Annotated in this window: 13 protein-coding genes; 2 read left to right on the forward strand and 11 right to left on the reverse strand. The window is 68.0% G+C overall.

Features of this window, described 5'->3' with window-relative positions; translation table 11 throughout:
* Nucleotides 1-13: 13 nt before the first annotated feature.
* Entirely contained in the window at nucleotides 14-979 is a 966-nt protein-coding gene (gene epmA, locus HR9077_RS01980; protein ID WP_136064588.1) for an EF-P lysine aminoacylase EpmA, read from the reverse strand.
* A 186-nt stretch (nucleotides 980-1,165) separates the two neighbouring features.
* On the reverse strand, nucleotides 1,166-1,732 hold the full coding sequence (gene efp / locus HR9077_RS01985) for an elongation factor P (protein ID WP_136064590.1): 567 nt from the start codon (nucleotides 1,730-1,732) through the stop codon (nucleotides 1,166-1,168).
* A 106-nt stretch (nucleotides 1,733-1,838) separates the two neighbouring features.
* On the opposite strand from efp, the gene epmB reads away from it, so the two are divergent.
* On the forward strand, nucleotides 1,839-2,879 hold the full coding sequence (gene epmB, locus HR9077_RS01990) for an EF-P beta-lysylation protein EpmB (RefSeq protein WP_136064592.1): 1,041 nt from the start codon (nucleotides 1,839-1,841) through the stop codon (nucleotides 2,877-2,879).
* Nucleotides 2,880-2,909: 30 nt separating this feature from the next.
* Here the strand turns inward: epmB and HR9077_RS01995 are convergent, their stop codons facing one another.
* From HR9077_RS01995 to HR9077_RS02015, 5 genes are all read right to left on the reverse strand, one after another.
* The gene (locus HR9077_RS01995) at nucleotides 2,910-3,161 is read right to left on the reverse strand and encodes a TIGR02647 family protein (protein ID WP_136064594.1); all 252 of its coding nucleotides are present in this window, start codon (nucleotides 3,159-3,161) and stop codon (nucleotides 2,910-2,912) included.
* A 160-nt stretch (nucleotides 3,162-3,321) separates the two neighbouring features.
* On the reverse strand, nucleotides 3,322-3,720 hold the full coding sequence (locus tag HR9077_RS02000) for a protealysin inhibitor emfourin (protein ID WP_136064596.1): 399 nt from the start codon (nucleotides 3,718-3,720) through the stop codon (nucleotides 3,322-3,324).
* The gene (locus HR9077_RS02005) at nucleotides 3,717-4,769 is read right to left on the reverse strand and encodes a M4 family metallopeptidase (protein WP_136064598.1); all 1,053 of its coding nucleotides are present in this window, start codon (nucleotides 4,767-4,769) and stop codon (nucleotides 3,717-3,719) included. Before HR9077_RS02005 ends, HR9077_RS02000 begins: the two co-directional genes overlap by 4 nt.
* A gap of 111 nt (nucleotides 4,770-4,880) precedes the next feature.
* On the reverse strand, nucleotides 4,881-5,759 hold the full coding sequence (locus HR9077_RS02010; protein ID WP_168380873.1) for an alpha/beta hydrolase: 879 nt from the start codon (nucleotides 5,757-5,759) through the stop codon (nucleotides 4,881-4,883).
* A 103-nt stretch (nucleotides 5,760-5,862) separates the two neighbouring features.
* Nucleotides 5,863-8,019, reverse strand: coding sequence for a TonB-dependent siderophore receptor (locus HR9077_RS02015; RefSeq protein ID WP_136064602.1), 2,157 nt, complete (start codon nucleotides 8,017-8,019; stop codon nucleotides 5,863-5,865).
* A 199-nt stretch (nucleotides 8,020-8,218) separates the two neighbouring features.
* On the opposite strand from HR9077_RS02015, the gene HR9077_RS02020 reads away from it, so the two are divergent.
* Complete coding sequence (locus HR9077_RS02020; RefSeq protein ID WP_168380875.1) at nucleotides 8,219-9,241, forward strand: helix-turn-helix domain-containing protein; 1,023 nt, start codon at nucleotides 8,219-8,221, stop codon at nucleotides 9,239-9,241.
* Between the two features lie 147 nt (nucleotides 9,242-9,388).
* Here the strand turns inward: HR9077_RS02020 and HR9077_RS02025 are convergent, their stop codons facing one another.
* The 4 genes from HR9077_RS02025 to parE form a co-directional block, all read right to left on the reverse strand.
* Nucleotides 9,389-11,101 (reverse strand): HD domain-containing phosphohydrolase, encoded by a 1,713-nt coding sequence (locus HR9077_RS02025; protein WP_136064606.1) that lies wholly within the window; start codon nucleotides 11,099-11,101, stop codon nucleotides 9,389-9,391.
* Between the two features lie 78 nt (nucleotides 11,102-11,179).
* Entirely contained in the window at nucleotides 11,180-12,403 is a 1,224-nt protein-coding gene (gene serB / locus HR9077_RS02030; protein ID WP_136064608.1) for a phosphoserine phosphatase SerB, read from the reverse strand.
* 95 nt (nucleotides 12,404-12,498) lie between these two features.
* Nucleotides 12,499-14,751 (reverse strand): DNA topoisomerase IV subunit A, encoded by a 2,253-nt coding sequence (gene parC / locus HR9077_RS02035; protein ID WP_136064610.1) that lies wholly within the window; start codon nucleotides 14,749-14,751, stop codon nucleotides 12,499-12,501.
* A 144-nt stretch (nucleotides 14,752-14,895) separates the two neighbouring features.
* Nucleotides 14,896-16,776 (reverse strand): DNA topoisomerase IV subunit B, encoded by a 1,881-nt coding sequence (parE, locus tag HR9077_RS02040; protein WP_136064612.1) that lies wholly within the window; start codon nucleotides 16,774-16,776, stop codon nucleotides 14,896-14,898.
* Nucleotides 16,777-16,794 lie beyond the last annotated feature (18 nt).

Here is a 16,794-nt window from a genome sequence, read left to right on the forward strand (position 1 = left end):
GAGCGCCCCGACCTCAACAGCGCGGGCTGGCGAACGCCATCACTTCCTCGACGCGGGCCTTGCCCAGCGCCAGTTGAAGCAGCCGGTCGATGCCCAGCGCCACGCCGCTACCCGCCGGCATGCCGGCCTCGAGCGCGGCGAGCAATCGCGCGTCGACATCCACTTCGGGCTTGCCCAGTTCGCGCCGCCGGGCGTTGTCCGCGGCGAAGCGTCGCGCCTGCTCGGCGGCGTCGGTGAGCTCGTCGTAACCGTTGGCCAGTTCGAGGCCGGCCACGTAGAGCTCGAAGCGCGCCGCGACGCGTTCGCCTTCACTGTCGCGATGATGGCGTGCCAGTGCCGCCTGGCTGGCCGGGTAATCGATCACCACGTCGATCCCCTCGCGGCCCAGCGTCGGCTCGATCACCAGGCCCATCAACAGGTCGAGGCAGCCGTCGCGGTCAGCATCGTTCATGTCCAGCCCGCCGTGCTCGCCGGCCAGCCGGCGCAGCGATTCGAGCGGCGTGGTGAACGGGTCGACCTGCAGTTGCTCGCGAAACAGTTCGCGATAACGGCGCAGCCGACGAGGCCCGGCCTCGGGCAGCAACTCGCGCACCAGCGCCACGCTCTCGTCGATCAGCTCGGCCAGCGCCAAGCCCGGGCGGTACCACTCGAGCATGGTGAATTCGAGATTGTGGCGCGGGCCCACTTCGCCGTCGCGAAAGCAGCGCGCCAGCTGGAAGATCGGCCCGCTGCCCGCCGCCAGCAGGCGCTTCATGGCAAACTCCGGCGAGGTCTGCAGCCACAACCGCTCGTGCCCGGCGCCGGTGGTCGCGGTCAACGACAGCGCAGCGAGATGCACGTCGGTGCTGCCGCCGTGGCCGAGCACCGGCGTTTCCACCTCCAGCACTTCACGCGTGGCAAAGAACGCCCGCACCCGCGCAAGCAGCCGCGCCCGCGCCCGCAGCGTCTCGATACGCGCCGAAGGTTGCCAGTCATCCATCGATACAGTCTCCAGAACGGCAAAGGCCACGCCTTGGCGTGGCCTTCAAAGCCGCGAGCCGCGAGCCGCGAAAACCAGCATCAGTCACATGCTGAAAGTTCGCAAACTCGTAGCTCGTAGCTCGTAGCTCGTAGCTCGTAGCCCGTAGCCCGTAGCCCGTAGCCCGTAGCTCGTAGCCCGAGATAATCAGGCGCGAGAGACGTACTCGCCGGAGCGCGTGTCGACCTTCAGCACCTCGCCCTCGTTGATGAACAGCGGCACCCGCACTACCGCGCCCGAGGAGAGCTTCGCCGGCTTGGAGCCGCCCTGGGCGGTATCGCCCTTGACGCCGGGGTCGGTCTCGGTGACCGCCAGCTCGATGAAGTTGGGCGGGGTCACGCTGATCGGGTTGTCGTTCCACAGCGTCACGGTGTAGGCCACCTGCTCCTTGAGCCACTTCTCGGTGTCGCCCAGGCCGCGCTTGTCGACCGCGTACTGCTCGAACGAGCCGTCGGTCTTCATGAAGTGCCACATCTCGCCGTCGTTGTAGAGGTACTCCATGTCCAGGTCGAGCACGTCGGCGGCTTCCAGTGAATCCCCGGACTTGAAGGTACGCTCCCAGACGCGGCCGGTGATCAGGTTGCGCAGCTTGACCCGGCTGAACGCCTGGCCCTTGCCCGGCTTGACCAGTTCGTTCTCGACGATCGAGCAGGGGTCGCCGTCCAGCATCACCTTCAGACCGCCCTTGAATTCGTTGGTAGAATAGCTCGCCATGATTCCTCGCTGATGGTCTCGGCGTGGTCCGGGCTCCGGCCTGCCACGCGCATGTACGAAACGGCGAAGCGCCCCCGCGGGCCTTCGCTTCCTTGAATGGTGGCAAATGATAACCCGAAGCCCGAACCTTTTGCAGCGCGCAAGCCGACCCGGCGATGACCTGGTCGCCGTCGAACGCAGCTGGCAGGCGCAGTTGCGCGGCGTGGTCCGCGACCCGCGCGAGCTGCTCGCTCGGCTGGACCTGGACGAAAGCTGGCTGCCCGGCGCGCGGGCCGGCCATGCACTGTTCGAGGTGCGTGTCCCCGAGGCCTACCTGGCGCGCATGCGTCCCGGCGATCCGCACGACCCGCTGCTGCGTCAGGTATTGCCGCTGGACGCCGAGCGCGACGCCGTCGCCGGCTTCGTCGACGACCCGCTGGAAGAGGCCGCGCATACCCCGCGGCGCGGGCTGATCCACAAGTACGCCCGGCGCGTGCTGCTGATCGGCAGCCCGAGTTGCGCGATCAACTGCCGCTACTGCTTCCGCCGTCATTTTCCCTACGGCGAGAATTCGCCGTCCCGCGAGCAGTGGCAGGAGACGCTCGGCTACCTGCGCGACGATCCGACGATCAACGAGGCGATCCTCTCCGGCGGCGACCCGCTGGTCTCCAGCGACAGGCGCCTGGCCTGGCTGTGCGAGCGACTCGCGGAAATTCCGCACCTGACCCGGCTGCGCATCCACACCCGCCTGCCGGTGGTGATTCCCGAGCGGGTCGATGATTCGCTGCTCGGCTGGCTCGCCGCGACCCGCCTGCAGACGGTGATGGTGCTGCACATCAACCATCCCCGCGAGATCGACGCTGCGCTCGGCGCCGCCTGCGCCCGGCTCAAGGCCGCCGGGGTGACGCTGCTCAACCAGAGCGTGCTGCTGCGCGGCGTCAACGACGACGCGGCCACGCTGGCCGAGCTGTCGGAGGCCCTGTTCGCCGTCGGCGTGCTGCCCTACTACCTGCACGTGCTCGACCCGGTGGCCGGCGCGGCACATTTCGACGTGCCCGACGGCGAGGCACGCGAACTGCATGCCGCGCTGCGCGAGCGCGTCGCCGGCTTTCTGTTGCCGCGCCTGGTACGCGAAGTCCCCGGCGAGACCAGCAAGACCCCGTTGTAGCCCCGCGAGCCGGGGCTGGCCGTGCGCCCGCTAGCCTGTGGTCACCGCCGGCGTGGCCATGATCGTCAGCAGGCGCTGCGCCTGCTCGGCGGCGTCATGCCCCAGCCCGGTCAGGTAGCCGCCATCGGCGTGGGTCACCAGGCCCCGTTCGAACAGCCGCTGCGCCGCGGCCACGCGCTGGGCATCCGCCGTGGAGTGCACCTTGAGGCCCTCCTGGGTGGTATCGAGGTTGTAGAGGCAGAGCAGGTTGAGCTCTTCGAACATCTCGGGGGTGAAGGACATGGGCACCTCGGTCGTCGTCGTTGTCGTCAAATCCGTCGCCGTTCAACCACCTGCTCACTGTAGGCCAGGATGGTGCGCCATGAGCGGACGCCTGACGAAAGGATAATGATGCCTTTCAGCCACGGGTGATGCCAATTGTGAAACGCGCTCTAAGTCACCGTCACGGCTCCTCGCCCAGCTCGCCATGCCGCCAGAGCGTCACCAGCGAGCCCGGCGCCCGGGTCTCGTCGACGATCAGCGTCCAGCGCGGAGGTAGCGTGTCATCCGCGCCACCGCCGGCCGCCTCGCCCGGCTCGTCGATCGCCAGCCGAAAGACCCGCCGGTCGGCGCCGCTCGGCTGACCCTCGGCTTGCGTTCGCGAGGCCTCCACCGCCCCGCCTTCCAGCACCTCGCCAAGCAGCCGCTCCAGCCAGCGCCGCTGGCCCGGCGTGCACTTGTCGCCCTCGATGCAGCGCGGCGCCGCCAGGCCGGGAAAGTGGGCCAGCCCCCCTTCGCGGCGAATCGTCAGGCGGCTGCCGGGCCCCAGTCGCGGCCGGTGCGGGTCGTCCACACGGCTCATGGCATGACGCCGACGGCCCGCCAGGCATCGCGGACCGCCTGCTCCTCGCGACTCTGGCGGCCATGGCGGCGGTCGGCATTGTCGACGGTCAGGGCGGCGAAGCCGGCGAAATCGATGTCCGGGCTCAGCCGGGGATCGCGCAGCGTCGCGTACCAGACCCGCCCGGCCACTTCCCAGGCGTAACCGTCCAGCGCCTGGGCGGCGAGGTAGAAGGCGCGATTGGGAATCCCCGAGTTGATGTGCACGCCGCCGTTATCGGCCTGGGTGACGACGAACTGATCCATGTGCCCCGGCTGGGGATCGCGGCCCAGCACCGGGTCGTCGAAGGCGCTGCCCGGCTCGGCCATCGAACGCAGCGCCCGCCCCTGGACCGCCTCGGTGAGCAGTTCGGCGCCGATCAGCCAGTCGGCCTGCGCGGCCCGCTCGCCGCGGTGGAACTGCTTGACCAGGCTGCCGAAGACGTCGGACAGCGATTCGTTGAGCGCCCCGGACTGGCCGGCGTAGACCAGCCCGCTCTCGCGCTCGGTGACACCGTGGGCCAGCTCGTGGGCGACCACGTCGATGGCGACGGTGAAGCGCCGGAAGAGCTCGCCATCGCCGTCGCCGAAGACCATCTGGGTGCCGTTCCAGAAGGCGTTGTCGTAGTCCTGGCCGAAGTGCACCGTGCCGATCAGCGGCATGCCCTCGGCATCGATGGAATGGCGCTCGAAGACCTCCCAGAAGAAGCGGTAGGTCGCGCCCAGCCAGCGATAGGCCTCCTCGACCGCGGGGTCGTCGATGCCCGGCTGGCCCTCCTCGCGCACCAGCCGACCGGGCAGGGTCTCGCGGTGCTCGGCAGTGTAAATGTAGCGGGCCGGCCGGCCCGGCGCCGAGGCCGCCGGCAGTCGCTCCGCCGCCTGCGGGCCGCGCAGGGCGCGAAAGCTGTGGTCGTGGGTCAGCGTCGCCTCGGCGCAGCGACGCTGACGCGGGCTGCCGTGTTCGCGCAGCCGTTCGAGAATGTAGGGGGGCGTGAAGCCCGGACGCGAAAGCGTGTCGTCGGGTCGAGCCATGCGTCACCTCCTTCGGGCGTACGACGATAAGCGTGCCTGTCCCCTCCAGTGTGGCTCAAGGCAGGGCTCGCATCCCACCCCTGGCGACAACCTCGCCGTGGCCCCGGCGGTTCAGTCCCACTTCGCCCGCGCCGGCTCGTCCAGCGCGAAGGCCAGCGCGCGGCGGGTTGCCGGCCACATCACGCTACCGTGGTCTTCGCCCTCGAACAGCACGAAACGCGTCTGCCACCGCGGCGCGAGCGATTGCAGCCGCTCGGCCATCGTCCGCGCATTGTCGACCATGGCATTGGCGCGACGCCGCTCGCCGCGCACCGTGCCCTGCTCCCCGGGGCGCGGCGTCTGCTCGCGGCCGCCGACGCCGATCAGCACCCGTGGAGCCGTCACGCCGGGAGCCCCATCGATCGGCCGTTCGGGCAACTGCGTGAGCAGGTAGTCCTCGTTCCACCACAGCGAGGGGCTGATGGCGATGTAACGGTCGAAGCTTTCCGGCCGGGTGAGCAGCACATGCAGGGCGAACAGCCCACCGTAGGAGTGGCCGAACAGCGCTTCACGCTCATGGTCGACCGTGAAGCGCTCGTCGATCAGCGGCTTGAGCCGCCGTTCGATGAAGGCCAGGAAACGCGCCGCCCCGCCCTGCGGACCATCGCCGGGGCCACCGCTGGCCGCGAGGCCGGGCGCCGGCGGCGTGTAATCCTCGGTACGCCGGCGCAGATCGAAGCGCGGCGTATCGGGGTAGCCGATGGCGACGATCAGCAGCGGACTGCCGGCATCGAAGGGCCCGTGCCGACTCAGCGTCTCGCGCGCGCTCTGGACCAGCGCGAAACGCGCATTGCCGTCGAGCACGTAGAGTACCGGGTAACCCTCCGCGGGCGGCGCGGCTTCGGGCACGCCGACCTGGATCAGGTAGTCGCCGCCGGTCTCGGGGGAATGCAGCGTGAACTGCTGGCTGCCGGGCAGTGTCACCCCGGGCAGATCCGCACTGTGGGCCATGGCCGATACCAGACAGAGCATGAACAGGAATGCGACGCCGAGGCCGCCCGGGCCCCGGCGAACGCCGGCGCGCCACGCCGGAGCGTGGCGCGAATCGCGGTACTCAGAAGTCATAGCGCAGCGAGGCGACGACGTTGGACGGCGCGCCCACCATGTTGAAGGTGTTCACCCCGCCGACCCGATTGTAGTACTCCCGGTCGAAGAGGTTGTTGAAGTTGAGCTGGCCGCTGACATGCGAGGTGAAGTCGTAGCCGAGCATCGCATCGACCACGGCGTAGCCCGGCGCCTCGACCCCGTTCGACGAGCTGAAATCGCTCATCGCGGTCACCCCGCCACCGACATGCAGCCCGTCCAGCATGCCACCGCTGAAGCCGTACTGCGTCCAGAGATTGACGATGTTGCTGGGCATCAGCAGGAAGACACCGTCGTCACGATCGGTGGACGCCGCCTGGATTTCGGTGTCGATGTAGGTGTAGCCGGCGATGACGTCCCACTGCGGCGTCAGCGCTCCGGTCAGTTCCAGCTCGGCGCCCTGGATGCGCATCTTGCCCACCGCCACGACATAGTCGGCGCCGGTGTCGTCGGGCGTCGCCGCGCGGTTCTCGTCGTAGAGGCGGAAGGCGCTGAGCCGTGCATTCAGGTCGCCGCCGAAGTAGCTGCCCTTGATCCCGACCTCGTACTGGTCGCCCTCGCGCGGTTCGAGCAGATCGCCGCTGGCATCGTATTCGGTCTGGGGCTTGAAGACCTGTGAATAGCTGGCATAGAGCGAGTGGTCGGGACCAAGGTCATAGACCAGACCGGCATAGGGCGTCAGCCTGGTGTCGTTGCGGCTCTGGCTGTCGTCGGCCACCCGGTCCGCATAGTCGACGTCGTAGTGGCTCAGCCGCCCGCCGGCGATCAGCGCCAGCGACTGCACCGGGCGCAAGGTCAGCTTGGAGTAGACGCCGGCCTCCTCGAGTGTGGTATCGCCGTGGCTGTAACCGCCGCCGCTGGCCCGCGCCGCGCCGAGGATATCGACGTAGGCGAGATCGTTGAGTTCATCGAGGGTCACGCGCCCGCCGGCCACACTGCGCGAGCGCCCCGACTCGATGTCCGTCTCGTAACGCTTGTAGTCGCTGCCGACGACGAACTCGCTGACCTGGCCGAACGCTGAAAATGGCTGGCTGTAGCTGGCATCCAGCGACAGCGCCTGCTGGTCGACGCGGCTGCCGATGCCCGCCACCGTCAGCGTGTCGTCGGCCGCCAGGGCGCTGCCGCCGAAGGCGTAATTGTAGGCGGCGTTGCGGTCGGAGTAGCGTGCCGCGATGCGCCCGTAGCCGCCTCCCGCGAAGCGGTGGGTCAGTTCGGCGATCCAGTCGTTGGACTGGCTTTCGAAAGCGTTCCAGTCGGCGCCATAGAAGGCCGAACGGCGCCCGTAGAGCAGCTCGCCGTCGCTGTCCACCGGCTGGCCGTTGTTGACCGCGATGGACTTGGTGTTGCGAATGAAGGCCAGCCCCAGGGTGGTCGCTTCGTCGAGATCGACGTCCACGGCGGCGTAGATGTCGTTCTGCTCGTTATCGTTGTGGTCGACGAACTGCGCGTGCTCGGTGTGGTCGATCACCAGGCGGCCGCGAATGCGTCCCTCGGCGTCGATCGGCCCCGACAGGTCGGCCTGCGTTGCGCGTTGGTCGATGCTGCCCACGCTGCCGCTGACGTGCCCCTGGAACGTAGTGGTGGGACGCTTGCGGACGAGGTTGACGATGCCACCCATCTCGCTGGTGCTGTTGAACAGACCCGACGGCCCGCGCATGATCTCCACGCGGTCGAAGGCGACCAGCGACGGTACCGAGCCGTTGATGCTGGTCATCGGCGCCGGCAGACCGTCGATGTTGAATTCGTCGTATTCATAGCCGCGAGCGTAGATCGACGAGCGTCCGTTGTCGTTGCTGAGCACCCGCATCCCCGGGGTGCGCCGACCCAGCTCGTCGAGGGTCGTGAAGTTCTGATCCTCGATGGCGTCGCGGGTCACCACGCTTATCGACTGCGGAATGTCGCGCAACGCCGCCGGCGTCTTGGTACCCACGGTGGCGGCATCCACGGTATAGCCCCGGGTCACCTCCGAGGGCAGCATCTCGTAGAGCCGGTTGCCCTCGACGGTAATGGTCTCCAGGCGCCCGGCGTCCTGTTCCTGTTGAGCGAGCGCCTGGCCCGCGCCCAAGACGGTGGCCAGGCCACCGGCGGCCGTCACCGCCCAGCCGATGATGCGTTTGTCTGTCGTCATGTCGTTCCCCGTCATGATCCACCCGGATGCGTGCTTCGAGCGGATGCGCTTTCGCAACGCCAATGAGAATATATTGCAATTGAAATACAGGGCTCGCATTATTCCAGCTGACGCGGGACCTCGCCTTTGCGCAGAGGTCGGATCGCTTTGCAAACGCGGCCTTTCATCGGCCGTGAGAGACAGGGAGGAACGTTTGGCCATGACCGGTGTCATGACGCGCCCCGCCGGCAGCGAGTCGGGCGCCCCCTGTATCGACGCGCGGGGATTGCGCGAGCTGTCGGCGCCGCTGGTCAACCGCCAGAACCTCGAGGCCGCGACGTGGAACCGTAGCGCCCCGCTGCTCGAGGGGCGCATGCACATAAGCGAGGTCCAGCCCGGGATGTGGCTGCGCCTCGCCGATGTCCGCGACCGCTACGACCTGGTCAGCAGCGCCGAACTGCCGGCGGGGATCAAGATCGCGCTGGTAATCGCCGGGGAAGCGCGGGTGCGCTTCGGCCACCATGCGGTGACCCTGGGCCCCCAGGCGCCTGCGCCGACGCCGACCAGCGGCGTGGTGGTCGCATTGCCGCGCCCCGAACGCTTCGTCCGCCAGGGGCGCGCCGGGGGCCATGAGCGCACGCTGACCTTGAGCCTGACGCCGGCCTGGCTGGCCCGGCACGGCTACGCGAGCGACGAGACATCGCCAACGACCGCAGAGACGACACTGACCCGCTGGGCCCCCTCGGCGGCGCTGCTCGCCCTGGTCATGCAGCTCTTCGAGCACCCATGGCGGGAACGGGCGAGTCGCGCCGACCATCTACGGCTCACCGGTTGTGCGCTGACCCTGGCCGGGGAAGCCCTGGCGGCGGCCGGGCTCGATGGCGGCCCGGCAAGCCACGCCGCCGTTGCGGGCGACCGGCGCTTGCAGCACCTGGGGGCGTTGCTCGCTAGCGGTCAGGCGCTGAGCCTGTCCCAGGCCGAGCTGGCGCAGCGGCTGGGGATGAGCCTGAGCAGTCTGCAGCGACGCTTCCGGGCCCACCACGGCGAGGCCCTGGGACGCTACCTGCGCAGAAAGCGCCTGGAAGCCGCACGTCAGGCGCTGCTGCACGAGGGGATCGGCGTCGAGGCCGCCGCGGCGCGGGCCGGGTATACCAGCGCCGCCAACTTCGCCACCGCCTTCAAGCGCGAATTCGGCCTGCGCCCCAGTGCCTGCCAAGCCCGTCACGCGCTCGCTCGCGACTAGGCACTGTCTGAAAAGTACTGCGCTCGACAATACAGCGTTAAAAATCGGTTCAAGATGCTCATTTACACCCCGTAAACTCCGCTCTTTCACCGATTTTTGCCTTGTCTTGACTTCGCTCGTCGACTTTACAGACAGCACCTAACAGCGCTATAGGGGGCTCAGCACCTCGGAGGACGGATCGAGCCCCGCCTCGATGCTGCCGAGCTGGGCGATGTCGCGGTCCTGGGCCCACTGGTCGATGCGCTTGTTGGGGCTGTAGTGATTACGCACCACGTGCACCAGCGCCGGCTGGCGCTGCGCGTCGAGGCGGTGAATCCAGGCCACCGCGCCGCTCGAGTAGCGCACCAGGCTGCCGACCGGATGAACGCCGAAATGGCGCACGTAGCGCTGCACCCACTGCACGTCGTAGGCCTGCCCCTGTGCCAGCAAGTGGCGATAGATAGCCGCCGTCGACCAGGCCGCGCGGTCGGCACGCGAACGGCCCATGGCATCGATGGCGTCGACCACCGCCGCCATGCGGCTGAGCTCGGGCATCTCCGCGCCGCGCTTGCCCTCGGGGTAACCGCTGCCGTCGAGCCGCTCGTTGAGCGCCAGCGCCACGTTGGCGAAGACTCCCGCATCCAGCCAGCGGCAATCGCCGAGACGCGCGGCAAGCCAGCCGACATGCTGGTGGAGCTGGGCGCGCTGCTCGGCGTCCAGGGCGGGGCTGGCCAGCAGGCTCTCGGGCAACAGCGCCTTGCCCAGATCGTGGACCATCGCCGAGGCGATGACCGCCTTGCGCAGCTCCCGCGGCGCACTGCGCGTGTCGAGCAGATCGACCAGGCGGATGGCGACCGCCAGGCCGTGCTGAACCACGGTGGGCTCACGGACCAGACAGACGCTGGCGAACAACAGCGCCTCCCGATCCTCATCGAGCAGGCCGAGCAGTAGATCGGCGTTGCGCGACAACAGCGCGCTGTCGATCGGCCTGCCCTGCTTGAGCAGCAGCATCTCGGCATTGAGAAAATCGGCGACCTTGGCCAGGCGGCGTGCCATCGGCGTGGCGTAGCGCGGCTTGGCGACCTTGCTGGCCGGGATCTCGGGAGCCTTGTCCGGCGCCTTGAACAACGCCGAGGGCGACAGCGACTTGCCCTCGATGCCGATCCTGGCGCTCTCGCGCTCGATCTCCTTGACCAGGAACCAGACCTGGCGTTCGAGGCGCGGCGTGGCCTCGTTGAAGGCGACACCGACCATCGCCTGCTGCCCGCGATCGTCGGCCTGGACGTGACGCACCTCGCCGGGGCTGGTGAACCGCTGCCCGCTGGGAAAGATCGCCTCGAGGCGCTTGAGCGACTCGCCCTGGGTCAGGTCGGCCGCTTCGCCAAGCGGCAGGCGAATCAGGCAGCCGCCCAGCGACAGGTTGACCAGCTCTCCATGCACGGTCCTGTCCTTGCTGGCCAGATCCAGCTCGATGGCGACCGTCATGCCGGGGCCGATCTCGGCGCGAAAGGCGTTGCGCCGATGCCAGACATCGAGCCACTCAGGGTAGCCGCAGGTGAAGCGCACCCGGCCCGATGCGCCATCGAGCGGCATGGCGGTCAGCGGCGGCGTCGAGACCATCGCCCCCCGGGCCTGGCCGGTCAGCCGGAAGGAGCGCTCGGCGCGCAGCCCGCCGACGACCTCGGGTGCCGCCGTCACGTCGAGGATCAGCCGCGACCGCGGCTCGATGGCGGCCAGCAGCACCGAAACCGGCTCGGTGCTGCCGTCGTCATCCTCGAACACCAGCGATACGTCGCCGGGCTGGCTGAGGCCCTCCAGCAGCGCCTCGATTTCACTTTCATGCTCGACGACGCTGTTCGGCGTCTCGGTCATCGACTCCATGCGCGTTCCCGAATCAATCAGCGCCGGCTGCCGTGCGATGCAAGCGCAGCCGCTGCGGCTATCGTTGTGGTTTCTGCATCATTTTTCGAGCTCGCCTGCGGCCTCGAGATCTGCCTGCCGGTAGCCGATCAGGTAGAGCACCGCGTCGAGCCCCAGTGTGGATATCGACTGCCGCGCCCGACTCTTGACCAGCGGCTTGGCGCGAAAGGCAATGCCCAGCCCCGCGGTGGCCAGCATCTCGAGATCGTTGGCGCCATCCCCCACGGCGATGGTCTGTTCCAGCGTCAGGCCCTCGCGTTCGGCGATCTCGCGCAGCAGTTGCGCCTTGCGTCCGGCGTCGACGATCGGCTCGCGCACCTCGCCGGTGACCTTGCCATTCTCGATCAGCAATTCGTTGGCGTGGATCTCGTCGAAGCCCAGGCGCTCCTGAAGGTGACGGGCGAAGTAGGTGAAGCCCCCGGAGAGAATCGCCGTACGATAGCCCAGCCGCTTTAGCTGCGTCATCAACCGTTCCAGACCATCCATCAACGGCAGTTGCTCGGCGATCTCGACGAGCACCGATTCGTCGAGGCCCTTGAGCTTGGCCATCCGTTCGCGAAAGCTCTGCTGGAAATCCAGCTCGCCGCGCATCGCCCGTTCGGTGACCGCGGCCACCTCATCGAAAACGCCGTGGCGGCGCGCCAGCTCGTCGATCACCTCGGCCTGGATCAGCGTCGAATCCATGTCGAAGCAGATCAACCGACGGTGACGGCGCCAGATCGAGTCTTCCTGCAGGGCAATGTCCACGCCGTGCAGGGCGCCGAGCTTCAAGGCCTTCTCGCGCAGCGCCGGCAGGTCGACCTCGTCGCCGCGCAGCCAGCACTCGATGCACGCGCCGTGCGCCGGCGCCTCGCCATCCAACGGCTCGCGCCCGGACAAGCGGTGGATCAGTTCCACGGTCAGACCATGCTCGGCGGTCAGCGCGCCGACCTCGGCGAGGATGCCCGCCGGCAGGCGCGGCGCAAGCAGCGTCAGGATCAGGCGTGGCCGGCTGGCCTGGACGCTCCAGCGATGGTACTCCTCGGCGCTGACCTGAGTCGCCTCGACATCGAGCCCCAGGCTCTCGCCGGCTTCGGCCAGCACCGCCTCGAGTTCACTCTCACGATCGAGGCCGACCAGCGCCTCCAGCGAGATCCTGCCGAAGGTCACGCTCTGGTTGATGTCGAGCAGCCGCGCGCCGCAGCGGGCCATCGCCCGGCCCAGCCCGGCCAGTTGACCGGGGCGCGCGATGCCGGTGGCGCGGATCAGAATGCGTTGCGTCATTACCACCTCAGTTCATGAACAGTCTCGAGCACCGGGCCACGGACTACGAACACCCGAAGCTCGAAGCCCGAAGCCCGAAGCCCGAAGCCCGAAGCTCAAGAGTCTACCTCGAGCCGATCGACCTTCTGGAAACCGCGCGGCAGCTTGCTGCCGCGCCGGCCACGCTCGCCCGCGTAGTAGTCGAGATCGCTCGCCTTGAGCGTCAGCTTGCGCTTGCCGGCGTGGATCACCAGCGCCGCATCGGCCGGCATCACCACCAGGTCGCGCACGAACTCCTCGCGGCGCGCCGCCCGTGGGCCGGGGATGTCCAGCATCTTGTTGCCCTTGCCCTTGGCCATCTCGGGGAGCTGGTCGATGGCGAAGACCAGCAGACGCCCCTCGTTGGAGACCAGCGCCACAAGCGCCTCGCCGCCGCGCGGCACCGCCTGGGGCGGCAGCACGTTGCAGCCCTTGGGCACGCTGAGCACCGATTTCCCGGACTTGTTCTTGCCGACCAGCTCGTCGAGCCGCACCACGAAGCCGTAGCCACCGTCGGAGGCCAGCAGGTAGCGGCTCTCGGGCGGCGCCAGCATCAACCCGACCATGTGCGCGCCGGCGGCCGGATTGACGCGCCCGGTGATCGGCTCGCCCTGGCTGCGTGCGCTGGGCAGGTTGTGGGCGGCGAGCGTATAGGTACGACCGCTGTCGTCGAGCAGCACCAGGGGCTGGTTGGTCTTGCCGCGCGCCGCCAGGTGGTAACGGTCGCCGGACTTGAACGACAGCCCCGCCGGATCGATCTCGTGACCCTTGGCGGAGCGGATCCAGCCCTTCTCGGAAAGTACCACGGTGATCGGATCGGCGCCCATCAGTTCCACCTCGGAGAGCGCCCTCGACTCGCCACGCTCGACGATCGGCGAACGCCGGGCGTCGCCGAAACTCTCGCCGGCCTCGCGCAGTTCGCGTTCGATCAGGTCGGTCAGCGCCGCATCGTTGCCCAGCAGCTCCTTCAGGCGCTTGCGCTCGGCGAGCAGCTCGTCCTGTTCGCCGCGGATCTTGAACTCCTCGAGCTTGGCCAGGTGGCGCAGGCGCAATTCGAGGATCGCCTCGGCCTGACGCTCGGAGAGCCCGAAGGCATCGATCAGCGCCGGCTTGGGCTCGTCCTCCTCGCGGATGATGCGGATCACCTCGTCGATGTTGAGGTAGGCGGCGAGCAGGCCCTCCAGGATGTGCAGGCGATCCTCGACCTTGCCCAGCCGGTAGTCGAGGCGTCGCCGCACCGTGGCGCGACGGTACTTCAGCCATTCTCCGAGGATCTCGTGGAGCGCCAGCACCCGCGGACGGCCATCGAGCCCGATCACGTTGAGATTGACGCGCACGCCCTTCTCGAGATCGGTGGTGGCGAACAGGTGCGCCATCAGTGCGTCGATGTCGACGCGGTTGGAGCGCGGCTCGATCACCAGCCGGGTGGGGTTCTCGTGGGTCGATTCGTCGCGCAGGTCGGCGACCATCGGCAGCTTCTTGGCCTGCATCTGCGCGGCGATCTGCTCGAGCACCTTGGAGCCGCTGACCTGGTAGGGCAGCGCGGTGACCACGATATTGCCCTCCTCCAGCGTATAGCGGCTGCGCAACTTGACCGAGCCGCGACCGCTTTCGTAGAGCTTGGCGAGATCGGCGCGTGAGGAGATGATCTCGGCCTCGGTGGGAAAGTCCGGGGCCGGCACGTATTCGACCAGGTCGCCGACCGTGGCCTCGGGGTGGCGCAGCAGATGGCAGGTCGCGTCGACGATCTCGCGCACGTTGTGCGGCGGAATGTCGGTGGCCATGCCCACCGCGATGCCGGTGGCGCCGTTGAGCAGCACGTGCGGCAACCGCGCCGGCAGCACCGCCGGCTCGTTCATGGTGCCGTCGAAGTTGGGCATCCAGTCCACGGTGCCCTGACCGAGCTCGGAGAGCAGCGCCTCGGAGAACTTCGACAGCCGCGCCTCGGTATAGCGCATCGCCGCGAACGACTTGGGATCGTCGGGGCTGCCCCAGTTGCCCTGGCCGTCGACCAGCGGGTAGCGGTAGCTGAACGACTGCGCCATCAGCACCATCGCTTCGTAGCAGGCGCTGTCGCCGTGGGGGTGGAACTTGCCCAGCACGTCGCCGACGGTGCGCGCCGACTTCTTGTACTTGGCGTTGGCGGTCAGCGACAGCTCGCGCATGGCGTAGATGATGCGCCGCTGGACCGGCTTCATGCCGTCGCCGACATGCGGCAACGCGCGGTCGAGAATCACGTACATCGAATAGTCGAGGTACGCCTTCTCGGTATATTCGCGGAGCGACAGGCGTTCGACGTCGCCCTCCGCGACCTGGATATCCATGGTCATAGAATTCGCCCTTGCAAGGATGACCGGAAACTTCTCTACCCAGGGTTCCGATCAACGGGCTATAAGCTATAAGCTATAAGCCGTAAGAAAAACCCTAATATCATGGGGTTGCTTACAGCTTAAAGCTTACGGCTTACAGCTTGTTCATATTTCTATATCGGCCAGATTGCCGTAATCCTCGAGCCAGCTCTTGCGATCGCCGGCGCGCTTCTTGGCCAGCAGCATGTCGAGCATCTCGCTGGTGCCGTCGCCGTCGACGCGGGTCAGCTGCACCAGCCGGCGGGTATCCACCGCCATGGTGGTCTCGCGCAGCTGCAGCGGGCTCATCTCGCCCAGGCCCTTGAAACGCTGCACGTTAACGGTGCCGCGCTTGCCCTCGAGACGCTTGAGGATCGCCGCCTTTTCGCTCTCGTCCAGCGCGTAATGCACCTCCTTGCCCAGGTCGATGCGGTACAGCGGCGGCATGGCGACATAGACATGGCCGGCGTCGACCAGCGCCGGGAAATGGCGCACGAACAGCGCGCACAGCAGCGTGGCGATATGCAGGCCGTCGGAGTCGGCGTCGGCGAGGATGCAGATCTTGTGATAGCGCAGCTTGGTCAGGTCGGCGCTGGCCGGGTCGGCGCCGATCGCCACGGCGATGTCGTGGACCTCCTGGGAACCGTAGATGTCGTGGGACTCCACCTCCCAGGTGTTGAGGATCTTGCCGCGCAGCGGCAGGATCGCCTGGGTCTCGCGATCGCGGGCCTGCTTGGCGCTGCCCCCGGCGCTGTCGCCCTCGACCAGGAACAGTTCGCTGGCCACCGGGTCCTGCCCCGAGCAATCGGCCAGCTTGCCGGGTAATGCCGGGCCCGAGGTGACCTTCTTGCGCGCGACCTTCTTGGCACTCTTCTGGCGGCGCTGGGCGGCGCTGATCACCAGCTCGGCGAGCGCCTCGGCCTGGTCGACGTGGTGATTGAGCCACAGCGAGAAGGCGTCCTTGACCACCCCGGAGACGAACGCGGCGACCGTGCGCGAGGAAAGCCGCTCCTTGGTCTGGCCGGCGAACTGCGGGTCGAGCATCTTCACCGAGAGCACGAACGAGACCCGCTCCCAGAGGTCGTCGGCGGTCAGCTTGACGCCGCGCGGCAGCAGGCTGCGGTAGTCGCAGAACTCGCGTAGCGCCTCGAGCAGCCCCGAGCGCAGGCCGTTGACGTGGGTGCCGCCGAGCGGCGTGGGGATCAGGTTGACGTAGGATTCCATCAGCGGCTCGCCGCCTTCGGGCAACCACTGGATCGCCCAGTCGACGGCCTGCTCGTCGTCGGCGAAGTGGCCGACGAAGGGCGACGCCGGCAGCACTTCATAGCCGTCGGTGGCCTGGGCCAGGTAGTCGCGCAGGCCGTCCTCGTACTGCCAGGTACTCTCGGCGCCGTCGGCCTCGACCAGGACCACCTTGAGCCCGGGGCACAGCACCGCCTTGGCGCGCAACAGGTGCTTGAGCCTCGGCAGCGACAGCCGCGGCGAATCGAAGTAGTCGAGTTCCGGCCAGAAGCGCACCACGGTGCCGGTGGCGCGCTTGGCGCAGCTGCCGATCACCGACAGCTCCTCGACCTTCTCGCCCTTGGCGAAGGCGATGGCGTGTCGCTCGCCGTCCCGGCAGACCTCCACCTCCAGGCGGGTGGACAGCGCATTGACCACCGATACGCCGACCCCGTGCAGCCCGCCAGAGAAGCGATAGCTCGACTGCGAGAACTTGCCGCCGGCGTGCAGCTTGGTGAGGATCAGCTCGACTCCCGAAAGGCCATGCTCGGGATGAATGTCGATGGGCATGCCGCGCCCGTCGTCGGTCACCTCGATACCACCATCCTCGTAGAGGCGCACACGGATTTCCCGCGCATGGCCGGCCAGCGCCTCGTCGACGCTGTTGTCGACGACTTCCTGGACCAGATGGTTGGGGCGCGTGGTGTCGGTATACATGCCGGGGCGCTTGCGCACCGGCTCGAGACCGGAAAGGACTTCAATGGAGGTGGCACTGTATTGCGTCATGCATTGTCCATCAGGCTA

The sequence above is a fragment of the Modicisalibacter radicis genome, from assembly GCF_900961225.1.
Lineage (GTDB): Bacteria > Pseudomonadota > Gammaproteobacteria > Pseudomonadales > Halomonadaceae > Modicisalibacter.